The following is a 20,625-nucleotide window of genomic DNA, read 5'->3' on the forward strand; positions in this document are numbered from 1 at the left end:
AAGCGACGGGCGATGGAGAGGGCGTTGGAACGGCCCGGAATGCCCCACAACAGGCGATAGGTGGGGGAGAGGCTGACATCATCAAATTCCACCGAGGCGTTTTCAAAGCGGGAATCCTGGTATTTCAGGGCTTTGAGTTCGCCATAGTGGGTGGTGGCCACGGTGAGGCAGGCATGATCAGCCAAGTATTTCAGCAAGGCAATGGCGAGGGCAGTGCCTTCGGTGGGGTCGGTGCCTGCGCCCACTTCGTCGAGGAGGATGAGGGCGTTGGTGAGGGAGTGGGGAGTCGGGAGTCGGGAGTGGGGAGTCGGGAGTGGGGAGTCGGGAGATGGGGAGATGGGGAGATGGTCTACAGCAGAACTAGGGGAATCAAAGGAATCGAGGAAATCCGGGGAATCTGATGGCGGCAGAGACTCTGAATTTTGAACTTTGAATTTTGAATCATCCAGTGCCTCTAAAATGCGACCAATGCGTTTGATGTGGCCGGAGAAGGTGGAGAGACTTTGTTCGATGGATTGTTCGTCGCCGATGTCGGCCAGGACTTGCTCGAACCAGGGCAGTTCAACGGGTTCGCGGGCGGGGATAAAGAGGCCAACTTTGGCCATCAGCACGGCGAGGCCCAGGGTTTTGAGCGTCACCGTTTTGCCTCCGGTGTTGGGGCCAGTGATGGCAATGACGCGCAGGTTGGGCTGCATCAATAGGTCGATGGGCACCACCTCAGAACCCTGTTCGTGGCGCTGTTGCCAAAGCAAGAGGGGATGACGCAGTTGGCGCAGGGTGGTGGATTCGTTGGGTTCGGTAAAGCGGGGTGGGTTGGCCTCTAGCCAGAGGGAGTAGCGGGCGCGGGCGTAGGCCAAATCGAGCCGGGTGACGGTGGCCAGCAGGTGTTCAAGATCGTTGTAGACCTCAGCAACTTGTTCCGAGAGCTGGCGTAGAACAACCTCGATTTCGGTGCGTTCTTGGCGCAGGAGTTGGCGCAGTTGGTTGCCTAGCTCAACGATGGCGTGGGGTTCTATATATAAAGTCGCGCCACTGGCGGAGGTATCGTGTACCAATCCTGGGATGGCGTCTTTTTGGGGCGCTTTGACGGGCAGCACAAAGCGGTCGCCCCGCTGGGTAATCAGGGCTTCTTGCAGGGCACCGGACTGGCGCTGCATGATCCGCTGGAGCCGTTGCTGGATGTCGCTGCGGGTGGCTTTGAGGCGGTCGCGGATGGAACTGAGCTTGCTGCTGGCGCGATCCGTCACATCGCCCCGGTCATCGATGCAGTGGTGGATTTGCTGCTCTAGTTCGGGATAGGTGCGGAGTTCGGCTACCATCTCCTGAAGCAGGGGCAGGTCTTCTGCGGATTGGGCCTCGATGGCGCGGCGCAGTTGGCGGGCACCGTTGAGGGTTGTCGCGATATCCAGCAGTTCCTCACCGCTGAGTATGCCCTGGCGGTTGGCCCGTTCTAGGGGGGCGGTGATGTCGCGGATGCCGCCAAAGCTAAGGCCCGTGGTGTGCTGATCGAGCCAGTAGACTTCACGGGTTTGGGTGAGCAGGGTTTCGCTTTCGGCTTGGGTGGCAGGGATCGCCAAATTCTGAACCGCGAGGGCACCTAACTTGGTGGCGGCAAAGGTGGACAGGTGCTGGCACAGGCGGGGCCACTCTAGCAGGTTGAGGGTTTCTTGCTGAATCAAGGCAGGCAGGCTTGGGTGAAGGGATCTAACGTTGCATCACGGATTTCTTAATTCTTAAAGTATAGGAAACTCCTGCCTATCGGGGCGAAGATGGAAGAGTGGGACGCTTCGATGGGCGATTCGCAAACAGGTTGATCCAGAGGTGCATCGTTTCCGTGGAGTCTCCCATACACTGAAGGCATAGCGTTTGGCTCTTCCCGACCCGGTTTGTCGTTGTGATGATATGCTGCCTTAACCCAAACTGCCCCCAGCCCAATCACGCAACCTTGGCGAGGACTTGCCCAAGCTGTGGAAGCCCTTTGATTCCAAAGTTGAGAGGGCGCTATCGCCCCCTGAAACTAATAGGTCGGGGCGGGTTTGGCCGTACCTACTTTGCGCTGGATACGGATCGCCTGAATCAACGCTGCGTCATTAAGCAATTTGCCCCCCAAAACCAGGGCACCAAGTCATTCCTGAAAGCTGTCCAGCTTTTTGAGCAGGAAGCGGTGCGGCTCAACGAACTGGGGGAACATCCCCAAATTCCTCACCTCCTCGCCTACTTTGAACAGAATAAGTATCTGTACTTAGTACAGCAAATGATTGCGGGCCGCACCCTATTCCAGGAGGTCGCCGTCAAAGGGCCGTACGAAGACCAGGACGTTCGCAACCTCCTAGAGGATTTACTGCCTGTCCTGACCTTCATCCATAGCCGAGGCGTCATCCATCGCGATATTACACCCGCCAACATCATGCGCCGCAAGGCCGATGGAGTGCCAATTTTAATTGACTTTGGTGTAGCCAAACAATTTAGCGAGGCGGTGATGTATGAACCGGGCACCCGCATCGGCACGGAAGGCTATGCGCCCATGGAGCAATTACGCAGCGGCCAAGCCTACCCATCTAGCGACCTCTATAGTTTGGGGGTTACTTGCCTTCATGGGCTGACGGGGTGCAGACCTGAGGATCTCTACAGCCCCCTAGAAGGGCGCTGGGTTTGGCAAGAGCGGCTTCAGCAGATGGGCCGTACCCTTAGTCCTGGACTGGTGGATATTCTCAACGGCATGACTAAGGACTTGGTCAGTGAGCGATACCAAACAGCCCAAGATGTGCTGAGCGACCTGCAACGTCTGCCCAAGCTGTCTGGCTCAGTGCCGGGATGGCGCAGTACCGCTAGCCCAGACAGCCTCTTTACCGGGTTGCCCAAACCGCCGATGAGCGGGCCAGGAGAACGGGCAGGGCTATCGTTACCCACAACAGTGCTGCCCTCTCCGTTGGGATTGCCTGGGGCAGAGGTATCCCCTCCAATGCCCCCCCCATCCAACCCTATCCAACCCCATCCAACCCATTCAGAGCGTTCGACTCCTCTCATACCTTCCCCCCAATCGCCCCAGTTGCCGCCGCCGATCCCCACCTCCGCGCCTCCCAGCGGCCCTGGTTGGCAAGAGGTTAGGCGGCTGACGGAACACCAGTCTTGGGTGGTGACAGTAGCCTTTAACGCCAAGCGGCCTCTGTTGGTCAGCGGCAGCCTCGATAAAACGGTACGAATTTGGGACTGGCAAACAGGTCAAGTTCTCCACACCCTGACCGCCCACGACCGAGGGGTAAACGGCGTTGCCATGGGCAGCGGCGGGCAGGTACTCGCTAGCTGTGGTGATGATGCCACAGTCAAGGTTTGGAATCTAAGTAATTGCGCCCTGTTACACGTCCTCAAAGGCCACCTGCGAGATGTAACCACCGTGGCGATTGGTAGCCAAGGCTTTCTCTTGGCTAGCGGCAGCGAGGATCGCACGATTCGGCTATGGACGCTAGATCGAGGCAATTTAGTCAAAACCCTGGTGGGCTCAGCCGGGATGGTTAAATCCGTAGCCTGGGCGCTAGATGACAGCCTCCTCATTAGCGGCGGATTAGATAATACGGTGCGACTGTGGAACCCACAAACAGCCGTGAGCAGCCACACTCTCAGCGGCCATGCCAACACCGTTAACCAAGTTGCCGTAAGCCCTAACCACCAATGGATTGCCAGTGCCAGCAAAGACCGTACCGTAAGGCTTTGGCACCTGCCCAACGGAGATCCAGGGCCAATTCTTCAGGGCCATACCCAGGAAGTCAATACCGTCGCCTTCTTTCCCGACAGCCAGCGACTAGTGAGCGGCGGCAGCGATGGCACCCTGCGAATTTGGCGGATTGACGGCACCCTACAGCACGTTATTCACGCCCACACCAACCCCATTCATAGCTTGGCGGTACACAGCCACGGCGAACTATTAGCTAGCTCCAGTTCCGACAAAACCATCAAACTATGGCAATGGTGCCCACAATAGCGATTCAACGCGCAAGGGTTCAAGCCACCATACCCAGTATTTGCAATAGCCTTTTGATTAGCTTTAACGACCCTAGCAATCTGATGGAGGAAGATGGCCATACAGCACCAGCAGAAATAACCCATGGACAATTGTAGCCTTGGCTTTATCTTCCCTGACGAGTGAATAGCCAGCAGTCAAGGGAGCGTTGGCTTTCGCTGCTGCGGCGACCTGCCAGTAAGCCTTCAATGCCAATATGCTCATCGAGATCAGGCCATTCGATGGCATATCCTTCACCCAACAACTGCCAGTTGGCTCTTTCCTGCCTAGAGCCATGCATGAGGCGGGGATACCATACCAAAGGCACGACTAGACTGCGACCATCGGCGAGTTCAACGATGAGTTTGTCAGCTTCAAAGGAGATTGCCACCGCAAGGGGTTCTGTTTCAAGGGTCAAAGTAGTCATGCCAAGCCTCCAGAATGTCCTCTTGATTGGCTGAAATGATCTTAGCGATCTGGTTGAGTTCGTGATCTTTGAAGCCTCGGTTTGTCTTTAACCTAACGGAGTTAAGTCAAAGTTTGGCGATTATCGTCTACGCTACAAAATTGGCGATGAGAACCAAGTGGTTATTTTGGGCCGATGTCAGCACTTAAAAAGTGTTTACGACTAACTTTAGAACCGCCGCAGGATAGATTTGCGTAGTATAATTTAGTCGTCGAGGAGAACTTATGAGGGAAAAATTAAATAGGGGTGATGCGCTACGCTACCGCTAGCCTATCCTACGAACTAAGACAATCCACAAGTAATAGGGTTAGTATAGGTACATTGTTCTGGTGGGCTTAGTGATGAGTAACCATCCGCTGCTGAAAATGGATATCTCTCAGCTTAGTGTGGCTGAACGGATTCAGTTGGCTGAGGATCTTTGGGATAGTATTCTGGCGATGCCGGATGAGCTGCCGTTGACTGATGGCCAAACCCAGGAGCTTGATCGACGGTTAGAGCAATATCAACAAGACCCCACTTTAGGTTCTTCTTGGGAAGTGGTTAAAGGACGGTTAGGGTTGTCTCAATGAGCAACTATCGTCTGATAATTCGCCCGGAAGCTGAGTCTGATATTCAGGATGCCTTTGAATATTACGAAGCTCAAAGTTCTGGTCTAGGTTCTGAGTTTGTTCGAGCAATTGATGCTTGCTTGTCTGGTATTGGGCGCAATCCGCAGGCTTATCCGGTTGTTTATAAGCAAGCTAGACGAGCTTTGATTAGACGATTTCCCTACGGAATTTTATACGTAGTAGATCAAGATGTGATTGTTGTCTTGGCATGTTTTCACGGTAGGCGGAACCCAAAAACATGGCAGGATCGGCTCTAGGCATAGCATAATCCATGCTGAGTATCGTATTCGTATTGGTGATTACCGTCTACGCTACAAAATTGACGATGAAAACCAAGTGGTTATTTTGGGCCGATGTCAGCACCGCAAGAATGTTTACGACTAACCCCGGAACTACCGTAGGATAGATTAGCTCAACGTAATTCACATAGCGAGAAAAGTTTCGGGATGCAACATATAGGATTCTTACACTACTATGATATTAAGAAGTCTCATGAATTGCACCAAGCCATGACTATAGTTACCTATCAAATCTTAATATCTCTAACTATTATATTTTCTGGCATTTTTGCTGGCGAAAAAATGTTGACGACGATTACTGAAGGTTGGGCTGTCTGGACATTGACTCACGTCTTTATACCTTGGCTTATGTTTTTGCAGTTTGCGACAATTGGGTTGTCATGGCTTATTGCCAGTAGCTACATTAAAGGAGGATCTTCGGAATGAAAAATTCTTTGATTAGTAGCTATAGTATGGATTAGCACAGCATGATCTATACTATGATGAAAAGACTTTTTAAGGAAAAGTTTAATAGATGCTGATGTGTTAAGCTATCGCTAACGTAGCTTATGCGCTTACATGAGTTTCCAGACAATTTTGATATGCAAAATTTCCTGCTTCAGGATATCTCGAAACCTAGTATCATTAGAACAAAAAGACACCTGCCCAATAAGTTTTCCAGGAGGAATAACGCCTTCCCTTTCAAGGAGTGCGTACTTTATGAGAGGCTCTATTTCTTTTTTCCCTTTTTGAGACAAGAAAACTTCGAGGCTTGGATAGGTTGAGTGTTCAATAAAATCATTAATACCTAGACTTTTATCATTCAGTAGTTCTTCCCAAGTTTTAATTAAGTTTATTCTTTCAGTATTTCTTTGCCGCTGTTGCTCGAGTTTTGAGTCTACAATATATTTTCCCATAATACCTATCAAAGCAGCAACTATTGCGCTAAAACCAATTGTGTTCAGTAATGGGGCTTCAAAAGTTAGCCATTTAGGCAAATCAGTTGATGGAACTGATATTTGACTTGATGCTGATGTTGAACTTTGCATTAAGAATTGATTTGGCAAGGTTTTACCAGCTAATTTCATGATGTTAATAAACTTAATTATTGATTTTCTGAAGAAGAGTATGGCATGATCTGCCCGATAGATTGAAGGGGTTTCTCGATACAGAAATCTCATCAATATTGATGTGTTATATTGTCACCATCAATGCAGCCATGAGGGCATCAGTAAAATCACCTTATCTCGGTTACGATCACTAAAAAATGCCACAGGACGACTTAAGTCTTGCATCCTAATTTCCAATATATCCTTTTCGTTTAGGTGGCTAGTAGCAACATTAAGTAGCCAAGAGGCAATTGTAAAATTCTCCATCTTCCCCGTTGTTCGACCACCTAAGCAATAGATTGAATTAGTCATTCCTAAAGGAGTGATACACATTCCTAGATTCAGAAACTCAATTTTCAGTTGATTTGATATAACACCTTTCTTGGAGTCGTCATAAATTATGCCTATCATATCTCTATCGACTACACTTTCTATCTCAATAGTGCAAATATTCTGATATTTTTCTATCTCATCAAATCTTTTTTTGATGTCGTTAAATTCAGGGATGAAATCAATAAAGAGTGTAGAATTACGCATAGGAATTAAGATTCCAGATTCTCTGCCTATCATCCTCAGATACGAAAGAAATGGAACAGGATTAGATCGAAGAAGATCCTGTATCGCACGTATGTGGCCACTCTTGAGCGTAAACTTTGCAGCTTCCCCTGAAGAATAAAAGCATTTAAGGCCAGAGTCAGGAACGTAGTCTGAATTAATTTCTTTAGTATATAGAGAAGCATGACTGCCGCAATATGACGCTACTGATAAGCAGTTTTCATCTACGTAGATTGAGATCTCTTCAGGAGGCGAAGGAACTTTCCAGTACAAATCTCGAGTATTTTGAATATCTTGAAACCATGTGCGACTTTCAACGAAAGAAAAGATTTCATACAAAACAGGTTGTAAGATTTGAAGTTCAAACATTGTATATCCTCAAATCAGCATGATAGCTCTATCAGCTAAGCAGTCATAAATTCAATTTTAGGGCTTTCACCTTCAGCCAGTTCGTAGTTCAGACGTTCAAAACCAATGACAACACCAGCCTGATTTTTGATCAACAAAACTTCTTCTCCGGTTTCTTCCGCAATAAATTCGTCCGATGGATCGCCAAACCAGACAGTCAGGGTTTTGCCAAGTTCGTCGTAGTAGATCTTTAGGGTGTCCATAGAAGAGTACCTTCTTTGATTTTGTTGGTACGGTAGGCTGTAATCAAGAAACCATCACCATTGAGATAGCGGGCTACCGCGCAAATGATGTAGGGCGGCTCAGCGGCATAGTGTAGGTAAACATCAGGGTCACTTCTACTTTGCCGAATTTCTATCGGTGATTGCAAGGCTTGCTGCACCAAACCTTCTTTGCCTTGCATGATGGGATGCTTGATCGTGACGATGACTTCCCAATAGGCCACCGTCACTCTAATGCACCGCCCCAATGGTGTTGTTACGTCAAAGTATAAGGAATCTTCCACAACGATTGTTCAGGTGAAAGGGGCGGGCATGATTTTCACCACACCCACCCCTATAGTTTAGCTATTCAGCCTAGGCAGAGCAGCCCTAGCCCACCCGGTCTTCGGTTTTGGCGATTTCCAGCATGGTTTTCAACACCGTGTCGGGGTTGAGGCTGATGGAATCGATCCCCAGTTCCACCAGGAAGGCGGCGAACTCAGGGTAATCGCTGGGGGCTTGGCCGCAGATGCCGATCTTGCGTCCGGTGGCCTTGGCGCGGGTGATGACTTGGCGCACCAGTTCCTTCACCCCTTCGTTGCGTTCATCGAAGATGTGGGCCACCAGGGCGGAGTCGCGATCCAGGCCCAGGGTGAGCTGGGTGAGATCGTTGGAGCCGATGGAGAAGCCATCGAAGACTTCCGCAAATTGATCCGCCAGGATGACGTTGCTGGGAATCTCGCACATGACGTAGACTTCCAGGCCATTTTCGCCGCGCTTGAGGCCGTATTTTTCCATGGTTTCCAGGACGCGCTTGCCCTCTTCGGGGGTGCGGCAGAAGGGAATCATGGGGATGACATTGGTGAGGCCCATGTCATCGCGGACACGCTTGATCGCCTTACACTCTAGGCCGTAGGCTTCGGTGTAGTTGGGATCGTAGTAGCGGGACGCGCCGCGCCAGCCGATCATCGGGTTTTCTTCGTGGGGTTCAAACTCACGACCGCCGATGAGGTTGGCGTACTCGTTGCTCTTGAAGTCCGACATGCGGACGACAACGGGGTTGGGATAGAACGCCGCCGCAATCATGCCGACCCCCGTGGCCAGTTTGTCCACGAAGAATTCGGGCTTGTTGTCGTAGTTGGCGGTGAGCTGGGAGATTTCCCACTTGGCGGCCTTGTCTTCGAGCTTATCGAAGTTCATGAGGGCGAGGGGGTGGGCCTTAATTTGGTTGGCGATGATAAATTCCAACCGGGCCAGACCAACGCCATCGCAGGGAATGGCGGACAGGCCAAAGGCTTCTTCCGGGTTGCCCACGTTCATCAGGATCTTGGTGCGGGTGCGGGGCAGGTTATCCAGGGGCGTTTCCACCACCTCGAAGGGCACCAGACCGGAATAGACCCGACCTTCTTCCCCTTCGGCACAGGAGACCGTCACTTCCTGTCCCGGCTTGATCACCTCCGTGGCATCGCCGCAGCCGACGATGGCCGGGATGCCCATTTCCCGCGCAATGATGGCGGCGTGGCAGGTGCGTCCCCCCTGGTTGGTGATGATGGCGCTGGATTTTTTCATGATCGGTTCCCAGTCGGGGTCGGTGCGGTTCGTGACCAGCACTTCCCCTTCTTGGAACTCGGCGATGCGGTGCACATCCATGATCACGCGGGCCTTGCCTGCGCCGATCATCTCGCCCACGGCCCGCCCGGTGGTGACTACATCGCTGGTGCCTTGCAGCTTGTAGTTTTTGATCACATTGCCGGATTTCTGGGACTGCACCGTTTCGGGCCGCGCCTGCACAATGTACAGTTCCCCGGTCATGCCGTCCTTGGCCCACTCAATGTCCATCGGGGTTTCTTTGCCCCGGTGAGCGCTGTAGTGATCTTCGATGATGCAGGCCCACTTGGCCAGGGTGAGGGCTTCATCGTCGGTGATGCAGAACTTCTTGCGATCCGGTTCGGCCACGGGCACGTTCTTGGTTTCCTTGCCGCCGCCGATGTCGTAGATCATTTTGATCTCTTTGCTGCCCAGGCGCTTGTTGAGGATGGGGCGCTTGCCATCCTTGAGGGTGGGCTTAAAGACAAAGTATTCATCGGGGTTGACGGCCCCCTGCACCACGTTTTCGCCCAGGCCGTAGGCGGCGGTAATCAACGCGGCATTCTTGAACCCGGTTTCCGTATCGATGGAGAACATGACGCCGGAGGTGGCCAGGTCAGACCGCACCATCTTTTGCACACCGACAGACAAGGCGACGGAAAATTCGTCGAAGCCGTCAATCCGTTCGGCGTACTGGTGGCGATAGGAAATGGCCCGGTCGGTGAACAGCGACGCAAAGCACTTGTGACAGGCTTCCACCACGCCTTTGACGCCGTGGACATTCAGGTAGGTTTCCTGCTGTCCGGCAAAGCTGGCATCGGGCAGGTCTTCAGCGGTGGCGGAGGAACGCACGGCCACGTCCAGATCGCTGGAGAACTTGCGGCACTCATCGGCATATTCGCCCTCAAACCGCTCACAAAATTCCTGATCCTGACCATAGCGTTCACACAGCCGCAGGTAGGCGCTACTAATCGCCGCCTCCAGTTCGGGAGGGAAGGGGGTGTTCATCACCATGGAGCGGGCCTGCTTACCCCGCGCCCGCAGATCCAGCACATCATCGAGATCCAGTTCGGCAAACAGTTCCCGCAGTTGGGCTTCCAGTCCGGCCTTTTCAATAAAGTAGCGATAGGCGAAGGCGGTGGTGGCAAAGCCCGTGGGCACGTTCACGCCTTGGGAGCCGAGCTGCTGAATCATTTCCCCTAGGGAAGCGTTTTTGCCGCCCACCAAAGGAATATCATCAATGCCGACTTCCTCAAACCAGAGAATAAAGGAGTTTTCCTTTGCTTGTTGACCGGAGAGGTTGCCTTCTGGACGATGAGATAGCACCATAATAAGTCTCCAAATGCAATAGGATTTGATCTGCGACGCCTAAGCCTCGCAAATCCACGAAAACACAGTCAAAGCGTAGCCGATGGCGTAGCCATGGAAGGCTGAAAAGATGTTGAGACAGCCTGGACAACGACACTGAATAACGACACCAAAAACCAGCCCAAAAGCTGTTTCCAATAGCTCTTAAGCGCCTTCGCTGGGAGGTAAAGCCATAAAATTTGCTTTACCTTCCTATCGTAGAATTTGAATTGGTCAATGTCGCTACAATGACATGGTTATTTAAGGTCTTTGTTTCAAGTCTTAATCTTTTAGAAAAGCAAATTGTTTTAGCAAAAATTATAGAAATACATCATGGCATTACAGTGAAAAACTGTGACGATGCTAGGGGGATTACGGTGGCCATGGCCAAACCTATGGGTTAAATCGGATTCCCTAGCACTCCTTCAGCGAGGCCTCCCGAAACGGCTTTGGCGAATCATGGCGCTTTTCCGTGCCGCGAATTCCTATGGGACAAACGGCGGCAGGGGTTCTTTATAATGGGGTCTCGATGGCTAGGGTGAGTTGTCCACTCTCGCCCTTAATTTGCCTTCGCCGTTCCCGTTTATCCCCGTGTCCCTATGCCCTCTCAACCGTCTGGCTCCAAACTGTCCCCCAGTGACTCCCCAATGCCAGACGCCCCGCCCCGCCAAGATAGCCTGTGGGGCAATGTGCGGGTGTTGCTAATTGCGCTGGTGGTGGCGCTGGTAGTGCGCGTGGCCATTGCCGAGCCCCGCTATATTCCCTCCAATTCTATGGATCCAACCCTGCACATTGGGGATCGATTGCTGGTGGACAAGATCAGCTATCGCTGGCAATCGCCCCACCGGGGCGACATTGTGGTGTTCAACCCGCCCGCCCAACTGGTAAAGCTGGGCTATACCCGTGATCAAGCCTTCATCAAGCGCATCATCGGTGAACCGGGCGACACCATTCAGGTGCAGGGCGGACGGGTGATTCTCAACGGTCAGCCCCTGCCGGAAACCTACATTGCCGAAGCGCCCCAGTATGAGATGCCAGCGGTAAAGATTCCCCCCGGCTATGTGTTTGTGCTGGGCGATAACCGCAACGACAGCAACGATTCCCACGTTTGGGGGCCGCTGCCCCAGCAGAATCTCATCGGCAAAGCTCGCCTGCGATTTTGGCCCTTTGACCGCCTGGGTAGCCTTGCCTAGGCGCTGCCCTCACCCTAAATCCCTCTCCCGCTGGGAGAGGGACTTTGAGCCTTTCTAGCTCCCCTCTCCAAAATTGGGAGAGGGGCTGGGGGTGTAGCTGGCTTCCCGTCAGGGTGGGCCAAAGGGACTCTGCCATCTGGCAAATTTCCATAAATCCAAGGCTTCTCCTACAGATCTCGCTCCCCTCTCCCAGGGAGGAGAGGCGCTGGGGGGGAGGGGCTTACTCCAGAGTTTCTCCCACGGCCTCAATTTGGGGCAGGGTGGGCAGGGGTTGGCCAAAATTGTTGATCAGGGGGCTGGCCTCTAGGCGCTGGCGAAATTCCTCCGCCCCAAACCGCCGCACCCGCTGTTGCAGCACTGCTATATCGACCTCACCGGGACGCACCAGCAACTGTTCCCCATCGCGAATCACCACCACTCCGGTGGCTCCGGTGGGCTGAAAGGTGACTTCTCCCTCCCAGGCAAAGATTTCTACGGGGGCTTGGGGATCCTCATCGATATTGACAAACACCGTGGTGCCGCGAATACCCGCAGCGCCCACCGGGGTTTGAATCGTCACCGGGCCGGGAGGTGTACCCTCCAGCCAGGTAATCATTTGCCCCGCCGCCAACTGAAGGGTTTGGTTGGGCCGCAGGGTCAGCGTGGCATTGCCCCCTAGCCGAAACACCAGCGTACCTAAGCCAATCTCCACCAAGGCCGGAGCTTCGGTGCGAACGGTGTCTTCATGTTGCAGGGTGGTGCCCACCTGGGCCGGGGCTTCGTCGCTCTGGGCAGGGCGCACCCACACAGGCTGATCAATAATGTCGCGGATCACAGCCGTGACGACTTGAGGGGCAGGCGCTAGCGTCTGGGTCGGCGAGGCATTGGGCGCTTCCGTCGAGGTGGGAGGCGCTACGGGGCCACGACATCCCACCAAGGCCAGCCCTAGAAAGCCGCAGCACAGCCCCCAGCGCAACGGTTGCAGCAGGCGAGTTGGGCGTTGTTGAAGGGAAGGCAAAACCCTATGGTTCATGGTCGATGGTTGTCCTGGGTGGGCAGTGGTGGATTGGGAGATGTCTTCACCTGCGTTGGTTGACTTTCCGAATGAGCCCCATCCGGCAATCGCTCTAGGGTAGCCATCATGGGCAGATGGTCAGAGGCTTGGGCGGCGGTGGTGATGATCTGCCAATCCCGGACGGCGAGGGTGGCGGGGGTGTAGAAAATATAGTCCAAGCTGTACTGGGGCTGATCCGACGGAAACGTGGCGGATTGGGCCTCAACGGGACTGGCGCTAGCCAAGACCGGAGAATCCAGCAGGGTTTGAATGGAGGGCATTTCCCCCGTCGCCCTTTCCTCCGCCCGGTCTAGGTCGCTGTTGAAATCCCCTAGCAGCACTACGGGCATGGTTTCGGCGTACTGTTCGGCCAGTTGCCGCACAACGGCGGTTTGGCGAAGGCGGGTGGGGGCGTCAAAGGCTTCGAGGTGAACGTTCATCACCATCAATGGCTGGCCCGATAGATCCAGCTCCATCATCTGGGCCACCCGGTCGAGGTAGAGAGCATTGTAGTAAAAGGGATTCGTCGGCACCCGTTCCAACACCAGGCGATGGTTACGGCGGATGGGGTAACGGCTCAGTACCGCCTGCCCGGAGGTCACGGCTCGGTAATGGGCCTGGGGGGGCCAGTAGGGGAAGGGTACATAGCGCTTGTCCCAGTTCACGGCCAGGGCGGCAAAGGGCAGGGCGAGGGCACTGGATAGGGCATACTGCTGATTCAGATGAAAGGAGCGGTAGGCGTCAAAATCTACCTCTTGTAGGGCCAACACGTCGAGATTCTGCGGCTGTAGAGCAGCAATAGCTTTTCCTTGGTTGGTTTCCAGCCGTCCTCGATCCCGCACTACTGCTTGCTGGTTGGTCATTCCCGATAGATAGCCCAGGTTGTAGGTTGCTACCCGCAGGATGTCTGGGTTGTCGGGGCCGGGGGGATGGTTGTAGGTGATGGTGTTGTCGTAGTCGGCCTCGTCCCAGCGGGGGCTGCTGATGTAGAAAAAGGTAGCGATTAAGATCACCAAGGGCAGGTCAAAGGCGAAGGTGCTAATCCAAAGGATTTTTCCCAGCCGATGACGGCTAGTCGTTGGGTGTTGGTGGGTCATCTCTAATCTGCTCCTTTCCCTGGGTAGCCTCCACCTTGCGGCACACTCTGGGGGAATCCCATGAACGGGCCTTAATCAGTGGATGGATGGTGAATGGTTGGCGGTTCCCTCGCCCTAGGTTTGCTGTGCCTTTTGTCGCCAAGCAGTGGCGGTGTAGAGGGTGAGGGCTATCCAGATGCAGCCGAAGGTAATCAGGTGAGTCGGGGTGAAGGGTTCGCCATAGACTAGCACCCCCAGCAGCAGCGCAATGGAAGGAGCCAGGTATTGAAAAAAGCCCAGAGTAGCTAGGGGCAAGCGTTTGGCGGCGGTGTTAAACCACAGCAGCGGCATCGAAGTGGCCACCCCGGCCCCCATAAACAGCAGCGTGAGCGGCAGCGACTGGCCAAAATGCCCCTGCCCGGTGACGCCCAGATAGCCGACAAAGGCCAGGGTGAAGGGGGTAATCAGCAGAGTTTCCACCGCCAGCCCTACCAACGGGGCCACGGGGGTCGTCTTGCGCAGCAGCCCATAAAACGCAAAGCTAACGGCTAGACTCAGGGCTATCCATGGCACTGTGCCGAGCTGAAGTACAAAATAGCCCACGCCCACCGTTGCCAGCGCCACCGCCAGCCATTGCAGCGGATGCAGTCGCTCCCTCAGAAAGACAAACCCCAGCAGCACCGTCACCAGCGGGTTGATGTAATAGCCCAGGCTGGCTTCTACCACCTGATCACTGTTCACGCCATAGATGTAGATTCCCCAGTTAAAGCTGAGCAAACTGGCGGTAATCAGCAACACGCCAACCCGTCGCGGCTGACGCAGCAGGGCCACCAGGTCAGATAGCCGCTGCTGAACCAGCAAAATCAGGCTCAAAAATACCGCCGACCAAATCATGCGATGGCTCAACACCTCCACCGCTGGGCTAATACCAAGCCATTTCCAGTAGACAGGCAGCAACCCCCAGGCCCCATAGGCCAGCAGGGCATAGAGGGCACCCTGTTTGGGGTCGGGCTGAAGGGAAGAAGCAGCAGGAGAGGATGGAGCCAAGGGTCTACACTAAACGAATCAAGGGTATGAATTGAGGGCAGAAGGTCTATTCTACGCCGACGGCTTCACGGTCGAATTGCCCCTAATGACAAACCCAATGATGAGTCCGGTGTCGTCGGATGGCCCTTGCCGCCTTCGTTATCCTGGAAGGGCTAGCCCAACCTGCCAATCCTTACCCTTCCGTTGCAGGCGGATGGAGGTACATTTTGCCAAGAACTTTGGCAGCCCCTTGGGTTCACCAATGCTCTGAAGCGTTTGATTCATGGGCTGTTGATAGACCTGGGCAAAGGTACTGCTAAGGACAGAGAGCGACACCAGCCCCCCCGGCTGAGCAATCAAGCTAGGCAACACCGAAAGTATGGCCTGCTCTAGGCTTTGAGCATCCGTGATAGGGCCAGCAAAGGGTTGATCAGGCTTGGGCAAGAGCGCGGTGAGTCCTTCTGGGCTGGGCAACTTGAGGGCAACGTAAACCCCGTTCCCCTCGGCGGCTGGAGTGAGGACGAAAGTATCATCGGCTTCCAAGAGCTGGGTCAGGGTTGCATAGTCACCGCTGGTTTGCAAAATTTGATTGGGGCCAATGTGGTTGCGCTCCCGAAATAGTGCCCCCAGTCGCCCAACGGTGACGGGCTGGCCGGGGTTCGCCTGCTGTTCTTGCAGGATGAGAATTCGCAGCCAGTGTTTCATCTGCGCGGGAGAAGTAGGAATATGGGGGGTAGCCTTTGCGGCGCTAGGGCTGCGAACCTCTCCACTCTCGGACGGCAAGGCGATGGTATGGGTCGTTTGCTGGGCCAGGTTAAACACCTTAAACCCCTGGGGATTGTGGCTCACCTGGTAGGGAATCATCCCCTGGCGCAGCAGCGCATGGCCGAGGTGCAGTAGGTCAGAATCGGCGGAACAAATGAAGACTTCCCGAATGGAAGGATGGTGCAGCGAAATCAGCGATGCATCCAGAGACATCTTGATATCGGCGCTATTTTTCCCAGACGGAACGTGGATCATCTGGTAGCCCCGCCGATAAAACTCCTGGTCGCGATTGCCCAGGGTGCGCCAATTGCCAAAGGCCAGCCGATAGCGCAGCGGATAGTGCGCCAAAGACTGGAGATGGGCTTCGAGGGCGGCGGGTGGGTTCATGTTCTCGGCATCCACCAGCAACAGCCCAGACCAAGGCACTGTCGGATCTATCCTGACAGCCAGGGATGGGTTAGGGCCATCTTGGGGCAGGGAGGCTGTCGGGGCATCGGCTACCACCTCGGCGGATGCAGTCCCTAGGGCAGCGGACGGCTCACCTTCCGCAGGGATGGGCGTTGTATCAGAGGGTGGCGGCGGCGCAGGATCTAGGGGCAACGGGGTCAAGATCTGCTGCACCCGCTGGATCACCTGACCATAGGCTTTGGTCGATGGAAAGCGTGGCCCAAAGAGCTGATCCAAAAGATGATCCACCGCCCGACGGAGGCTTTCTGTATCGGTGTGGTGCGCCAACAGGGCAGCAATAACCGTGGGCTGAGCTTCCACCGGATCAGACTGCAACCAAACCAGTCCACTTTTTGTTAGCAAATGAGGATACTGCTGGCGGGCAGCGACGGCAGTAGCGTGAATCAAACGGGCAATGGCTTCACATTGATCAAGCCTAGGCGGCGCATCGGGCACAGAAGTCATGGGCCAAGTCAACAAGAGGACTGGGGAAACAATACCAACGCTACCCAGCATTTTCCACCGGAGGGGCGAGGTTCTTCCCCTAGACTACCCATTTTCCAGGCATGCTACCGTCGAACAGAGGAAAAGCAGGCGTGCTTTGGGTCTGTGCCCATCACCTGATGCGATGCGACATGGGCAGAAACCCGTTTCTAAAAAGGTTCCTAAAAAGTAGAATGGGCAGCCTTGTATCTAGTTTTGTAATCTATCCTTTTTCTTTTCTTCACTCATCAAGTTCGTTGGCATTCTGTGGCGCGATGCAAATTATTTCTAGCAACGCAAGAACCCACGGAATACCCTAATCTTCCCGACTTGTCTTCCCGTCGCCACTCGGCATTATCATGGTCTAGAGTTCGCAACCCGTGCAGCAGTAGGAGTTAGGGACGTGGAGTCCAGATATACCCCCGCCGAGATTGAGCCAAAGTGGCAGCAGGTTTGGGCCGATCAGCGGCTAGACCAGGCATCGGACGAGGCCGACAAGCCCAAGTTCTATGCCCTGTCGATGTTCCCGTATCCGTCGGGCAATTTGCACATGGGCCACGTTCGCAACTACACCATTACCGACGTGGTGGCGCGGGTGCGGCGAATGCAGGGCTATCGGGTGCTGCACCCCATGGGCTGGGACGCCTTTGGCCTGCCTGCGGAAAATGCGGCCATTGATCGCGGCATTCACCCCGCCCAGTGGACGTACCAAAATATTGACCAAATGCGGGCGCAGCTCCAGGAATTGGGCCTCTCCTACGACTGGGATCGGGAGGTGGCCACCTGTGCGCCGGATTATTACCGCTGGACGCAGTGGATTTTCATCCAAATGCTGACCATGGGTCTCGCCTACCAAAAAGAGGCGGCGGTGAACTGGGACCCCATCGACCAAACGGTGCTGGCTAACGAGCAGGTGGATAGCGAAGGGCGTTCCTGGCGTTCCGGTGCCCTGGTGGAGAAAAAGCTGCTGCGCCAGTGGTTTTTGAAAATTACCGACTACGCCGAAGAACTGCTGCAAGACCTGGATAAACTCCCCGGCTGGCCGGAGCGGGTGCGGACGATGCAGGCCAACTGGATCGGCAAATCCACCGGGGCACGGGTGGTCTTCACCACGGAGGGCGGCGACGAGTTGCCCGTGTTCACCACGCGGCCCGATACCCTGTGGGGGGCCACCTTTATGGTGTTATCGCCGGAGCATCCCCTGGTGGAGAAGCTGACCGCACCGGATCGCGTGGCCACGGTGGAGGACTACCGCAAGGAATCCGCCGCTAAGAGCGAAATCGACCGCACCGCCGAAGACCGCGAAAAAACCGGGGTGTGGACGGGCAGCTATGCGGTGAACCCCGTCAACGGCGCAAAGATTCCCATCTGGATTGCGGACTATGTGCTGATGGGCTACGGCACCGGGGCCATTATGGCCGTCCCTGCCCACGACCAGCGGGACTTTGAGTTTGCCCGCAAGTTTAGCCTCCCGGTCAAAGTCGTCGTCCAACCGGAGGGGGACACCCTGGATGGCGATACTCTGACCGAGGCATGGCCGGGGGATGGGGTAATGGTGAACTCCGGCCCCTTGGATGGCACCCCGGCAGGCAAGGGTGAAGGCCAAAGCGTGGCGGCGGCAATTCAGTGGCTAGAGGCCAACGACAAGGGCAACGGCGAAGCCAACTATCGTCTACGGGATTGGCTGATTTCGCGCCAGCGCTACTGGGGTGTGCCGATTCCCGTGGTGCATTGCCCCTCCTGCGGCATTGTGCCCGTCCCCGATGACCAGCTTCCGGTGACGCTGCCGGAGGATGTGGAATTTTCCGGTCGCGGAGCCTCGCCCCTAGCGCAGTTAGAGCATTGGGTAAACGTGCCCTGCCCCACCTGCGGCACTCCCGCCAAGCGCGAAACCGACACCATGGACACCTTCATCGACTCGTCCTGGTACTTCCTACGCTATTCCGATGCCAAGAATCCTGAGCAAGCCTTTGAGGCCGCTAAGGTGAACGGCTGGATGCCTGTGGATCAGTACGTGGGCGGCATTGAACACGCCATTCTGCACCTGCTGTATTCGCGATTTTTGACCAAGGTGCTGCGGGATCGCGGTCTGCTGAACTTCGATGAACCCTTCCAGCGGCTGCTGACCCAGGGCATGGTGCAAAACCTCACCTACAAAAATCCCAAAACGGGCAAATACGTCCCCACCGACCAAGTGGCAGATACCGCTAACCCCGTCGATCCCGATACCGGAGATACCCTGGAAGTCTTCTACGAGAAGATGTCGAAATCCAAGTACAACGGTGTCGATCCCAAAGCCGTCCTCGCCAAGTATGGGGCGGATACGGCGCGGATGTTCATCCTGTTCAAAGCGCCCCCGGAGAAGGATCTGGAGTGGGACGATGCCGACGTGGAAGGGCAATACCGCTTCCTCAACCGCGTGTGGCGACTGGTGACGGAATTTGCCGCCCGTGAGGGAGACGCCATCAACGCCGCCCTGCCCGACAGCCTCTCTAAGGACGAGAAAACCCTGCGTCGCGCCATCCACAGCGCCATTAAGGACATCACGGAGGACATCGAAGGCGACTACCAGTTCAATACCGCCATCTCGGAACTGATGAAGCTCAACAACGCCCTGGGGGATTTTGCCACCAAGGATTCCCCGATCTACGCCGAAGGGGTACGCGCCTTGGTGCTGCTGTTGGCCCCCTTTGCCCCCCACATGGCCGATGAACTCTGGCACCAACTGGGGCAGACCGATTCTGTCCACCTCGCCCCCTGGCCCAGCCTTGACCCCGCCGCCCTAGTCGCCGACGAAATCACCCTAGTGATTCAGGTGATGGGCAAAACTCGCGGCACCCTAGAAGTCCCCGCCGATTCCGACAAAGCGGCCTTGGAACAGTACGCCCGCGACTCCGAAATCGCCCAGCGCTATCTGGAAGGCAAGGACATCAAAAAGGTGATTGTGGTGCCCGGAAAGCTGGTGAACTTTGTGGTGGCGGGATAAGTCGCTAGAATGCCCCTGAATCGCCCTGTAGGGTGCCATTCGCGAAGCAATGCACCCCGCCATCCAGGCATCCCGCAGAGCCGCTAATATCAACACAATTTGCAACGACCCTGGACAATTTCGGCTAAGCTGGGCAAGCTAGAGCTACGGAGTTTTTAGCCCCCAGGAGAGAGCCATGATGAGCCAGCGTCCTCCCAGCAAAATTCATCCCAAGGTCAGCACCCTGCCCCGCCAGCGCACCGAGGCCGCCCACTACCTCGACCTGTACAAGCTGACAGTGGAGAAAAAGCGCATTCAGCAGGAAATCGAAAACCTGGAAAAGCGCCGGGAACGCCTCTACACCCGACTGGCGGAGATTGACCAGGAGGCGGATCGCCTGAATGGTCTAGCGGGCTCTATTCGGATCCAAGATAGCCAACGCCTTGGCACCAATGGCCCTCGTCCCGATGCAACTGCAACGCCGAGCAGCAATGTCTTTGTGCCCGAACGGCCCAGCACCACCCAGGGCGACTTCAACACCGTGCTACTGGAGTATTAAGGGTATAGCGATCTCTGAAAGCGAGATACCGAAGTTTTTGAAAAATCCTGATATCTAGGTATCGCCCTAGATTTTCCTGCGGGAGAGGCCGCTAAAATAGAGCCATGAAAGCTGTTTTATTGCTGCTCATTCAGGGCTATCGGCGGTTCATTTCGCCGCTGTTTCCGCCCACTTGTCGGTTCACACCCACCTGTTCGCAGTATGCGTTGACGGCGATTGAACGGTTTGGGCCACTCAAGGGAACCTGGCTGGCGGTGCGGCGCATCACTCGTTGCCATCCGTTCCATCCCGGTGGTTACGACCCGGTGCCTGAGGCAGGGACTTGCAATCATCACACCTCAGATATATAGGTCAAGCGTACTATATTAACTGTATTCTTGAAAACCCCAGTTTCTTGATTTTCAGTGCTGTCCGGCTGTCACTCGGGGAGGTAGAAATCGGGGTTATGGGCTGTTTTTAGGGCAGATTACGGCATATTGCCAGAACAGTCTTCGCTTTGGGAAAGATTCTGAAATCTAGCCAG

Annotated in this window: 19 protein-coding genes and 2 pseudogenes (1 of these 21 only partly in view); 9 read left to right on the top strand and 12 right to left on the bottom strand. The window is 54.8% G+C overall.

Annotated elements, in window-relative coordinates; genetic code table 11:
- Positions 1-1,679: the 5' portion of an endonuclease MutS2 gene (locus tag GFS31_RS18075; protein WP_198806119.1), read on the bottom strand. Its footprint begins 874 nt before the window's first position; only the first 1,679 of its 2,553 coding nucleotides appear in the window; its start codon is at positions 1,677-1,679; its stop codon lies off the left edge, out of view.
- Positions 1,680-1,897: 218 nt separating this feature from the next.
- Here GFS31_RS18075 and GFS31_RS21710 point away from each other — a divergent pair.
- Together GFS31_RS21710 and GFS31_RS18080 are read left to right on the top strand one after the other, a co-directional pair.
- Positions 1,898-1,969: pseudogene (locus GFS31_RS21710) on the top strand (hypothetical protein); the annotation flags it as partial.
- 9 nt (positions 1,970-1,978) lie between these two features.
- On the top strand, positions 1,979-3,979 hold the full coding sequence (locus GFS31_RS18080) for a serine/threonine-protein kinase (RefSeq protein ID WP_225907494.1): 2,001 nt from the start codon (positions 1,979-1,981) through the stop codon (positions 3,977-3,979).
- A gap of 145 nt (positions 3,980-4,124) precedes the next feature.
- Here the strand turns inward: GFS31_RS18080 and GFS31_RS18085 are convergent, their stop codons facing one another.
- Both GFS31_RS18085 and GFS31_RS21715 read right to left on the bottom strand, forming a co-directional pair.
- Positions 4,125-4,424 (bottom strand): DUF2442 domain-containing protein, encoded by a 300-nt coding sequence (locus GFS31_RS18085; protein WP_198806120.1) that lies wholly within the window; start codon positions 4,422-4,424, stop codon positions 4,125-4,127.
- Positions 4,405-4,479 (bottom strand): annotated as a pseudogene (locus tag GFS31_RS21715) (hypothetical protein); the annotation flags it as partial. The gene GFS31_RS18085 and the pseudogene GFS31_RS21715, both read right to left, overlap by 20 nt.
- 325 nt (positions 4,480-4,804) lie before the next feature.
- Between GFS31_RS21715 and GFS31_RS18095 the strand changes: the two are divergent.
- The 3 genes from GFS31_RS18095 to GFS31_RS21535 are packed head-to-tail and all read left to right on the top strand — an operon-like array spanning position 4,805 to position 5,455.
- A complete protein-coding gene (locus GFS31_RS18095; RefSeq protein WP_198806121.1) occupies positions 4,805-5,032 on the top strand; it encodes an addiction module protein in 228 nt (75 codons plus the stop codon).
- Positions 5,029-5,328: a type II toxin-antitoxin system RelE/ParE family toxin gene (locus GFS31_RS18100; RefSeq protein WP_198806122.1), complete on the top strand. Its 300-nt coding sequence runs from the start codon at positions 5,029-5,031 to the stop codon at positions 5,326-5,328. Before GFS31_RS18095 ends, GFS31_RS18100 begins: the two co-directional genes overlap by 4 nt.
- Positions 5,270-5,455, top strand: a complete 186-nt coding sequence (locus GFS31_RS21535; RefSeq protein ID WP_198806123.1) for a type II toxin-antitoxin system RelE family toxin — start codon at positions 5,270-5,272, stop codon at positions 5,453-5,455. The genes GFS31_RS18100 and GFS31_RS21535 overlap by 59 nt, the downstream gene beginning before the upstream one ends.
- A gap of 469 nt (positions 5,456-5,924) precedes the next feature.
- Here the strand turns inward: GFS31_RS21535 and GFS31_RS18110 are convergent, their stop codons facing one another.
- From GFS31_RS18110 to ppsA, 5 genes are all read right to left on the bottom strand, one after another.
- A complete protein-coding gene (locus GFS31_RS18110; protein ID WP_198806124.1) occupies positions 5,925-6,437 on the bottom strand; it encodes a hypothetical protein in 513 nt (170 codons plus the stop codon).
- A gap of 120 nt (positions 6,438-6,557) precedes the next feature.
- The gene (locus GFS31_RS18115; protein ID WP_198806125.1) at positions 6,558-7,382 is read right to left on the bottom strand and encodes a hypothetical protein; all 825 of its coding nucleotides are present in this window, start codon (positions 7,380-7,382) and stop codon (positions 6,558-6,560) included.
- Between the two features lie 35 nt (positions 7,383-7,417).
- Entirely contained in the window at positions 7,418-7,624 is a 207-nt protein-coding gene (locus GFS31_RS18120; protein WP_198806126.1) for a DUF2283 domain-containing protein, read from the bottom strand.
- A complete protein-coding gene (locus GFS31_RS18125; protein ID WP_198806127.1) occupies positions 7,612-7,926 on the bottom strand; it encodes a DUF4258 domain-containing protein in 315 nt (104 codons plus the stop codon). The genes GFS31_RS18120 and GFS31_RS18125 overlap by 13 nt, the downstream gene beginning before the upstream one ends.
- Before the next feature lie 85 nt (positions 7,927-8,011).
- Entirely contained in the window at positions 8,012-10,537 is a 2,526-nt protein-coding gene (ppsA, locus tag GFS31_RS18130; protein WP_198806128.1) for a phosphoenolpyruvate synthase, read from the bottom strand.
- A gap of 617 nt (positions 10,538-11,154) precedes the next feature.
- Between ppsA and lepB the strand changes: the two genes are divergently transcribed.
- A complete protein-coding gene (gene lepB, locus GFS31_RS18135; RefSeq protein WP_198806129.1) occupies positions 11,155-11,748 on the top strand; it encodes a signal peptidase I in 594 nt (197 codons plus the stop codon).
- A 220-nt stretch (positions 11,749-11,968) separates the two neighbouring features.
- Here the strand turns inward: lepB and GFS31_RS18140 are convergent, their stop codons facing one another.
- The 4 genes from GFS31_RS18140 to GFS31_RS18155 all read right to left on the bottom strand — a co-directional run bounded on the left by GFS31_RS18140 (position 11,969) and on the right by GFS31_RS18155 (position 16,560).
- Positions 11,969-12,745, bottom strand: coding sequence for a FecR family protein (locus tag GFS31_RS18140; protein ID WP_198806130.1), 777 nt, complete (start codon positions 12,743-12,745; stop codon positions 11,969-11,971).
- Between the two features lie 11 nt (positions 12,746-12,756).
- Positions 12,757-13,878, bottom strand: coding sequence for an endonuclease/exonuclease/phosphatase family protein (locus GFS31_RS18145; RefSeq protein WP_198806131.1), 1,122 nt, complete (start codon positions 13,876-13,878; stop codon positions 12,757-12,759).
- 114 nt (positions 13,879-13,992) lie between these two features.
- Complete coding sequence (rarD, locus tag GFS31_RS18150) at positions 13,993-14,904, bottom strand: EamA family transporter RarD (RefSeq protein ID WP_198806132.1); 912 nt, start codon at positions 14,902-14,904, stop codon at positions 13,993-13,995.
- Between the two features lie 138 nt (positions 14,905-15,042).
- Entirely contained in the window at positions 15,043-16,560 is a 1,518-nt protein-coding gene (locus tag GFS31_RS18155; protein WP_198806133.1) for an NYN domain-containing protein, read from the bottom strand.
- 421 nt (positions 16,561-16,981) lie between these two features.
- On the opposite strand from GFS31_RS18155, the gene leuS reads away from it, so the two are divergent.
- The 3 genes from leuS (at position 16,982) to yidD (ending at position 20,452) form a co-directional block, all read left to right on the top strand.
- On the top strand, positions 16,982-19,564 hold the full coding sequence (leuS, locus tag GFS31_RS18160) for a leucine--tRNA ligase (protein ID WP_198806134.1): 2,583 nt from the start codon (positions 16,982-16,984) through the stop codon (positions 19,562-19,564).
- A 175-nt stretch (positions 19,565-19,739) separates the two neighbouring features.
- Positions 19,740-20,102 (top strand): hypothetical protein, encoded by a 363-nt coding sequence (locus GFS31_RS18165; RefSeq protein ID WP_198806135.1) that lies wholly within the window; start codon positions 19,740-19,742, stop codon positions 20,100-20,102.
- A 104-nt stretch (positions 20,103-20,206) separates the two neighbouring features.
- Positions 20,207-20,452, top strand: a complete 246-nt coding sequence (gene yidD, locus GFS31_RS18170) for a membrane protein insertion efficiency factor YidD (RefSeq protein WP_198806136.1) — start codon at positions 20,207-20,209, stop codon at positions 20,450-20,452.
- The last annotated feature ends 173 nt before the right edge of the window (positions 20,453-20,625 follow it).

It is taken from the genome of Leptolyngbya sp. BL0902, from assembly GCF_016403105.1.
Classification (GTDB): Bacteria; Cyanobacteriota; Cyanobacteriia; order Phormidesmidales; family Phormidesmidaceae; genus Nodosilinea.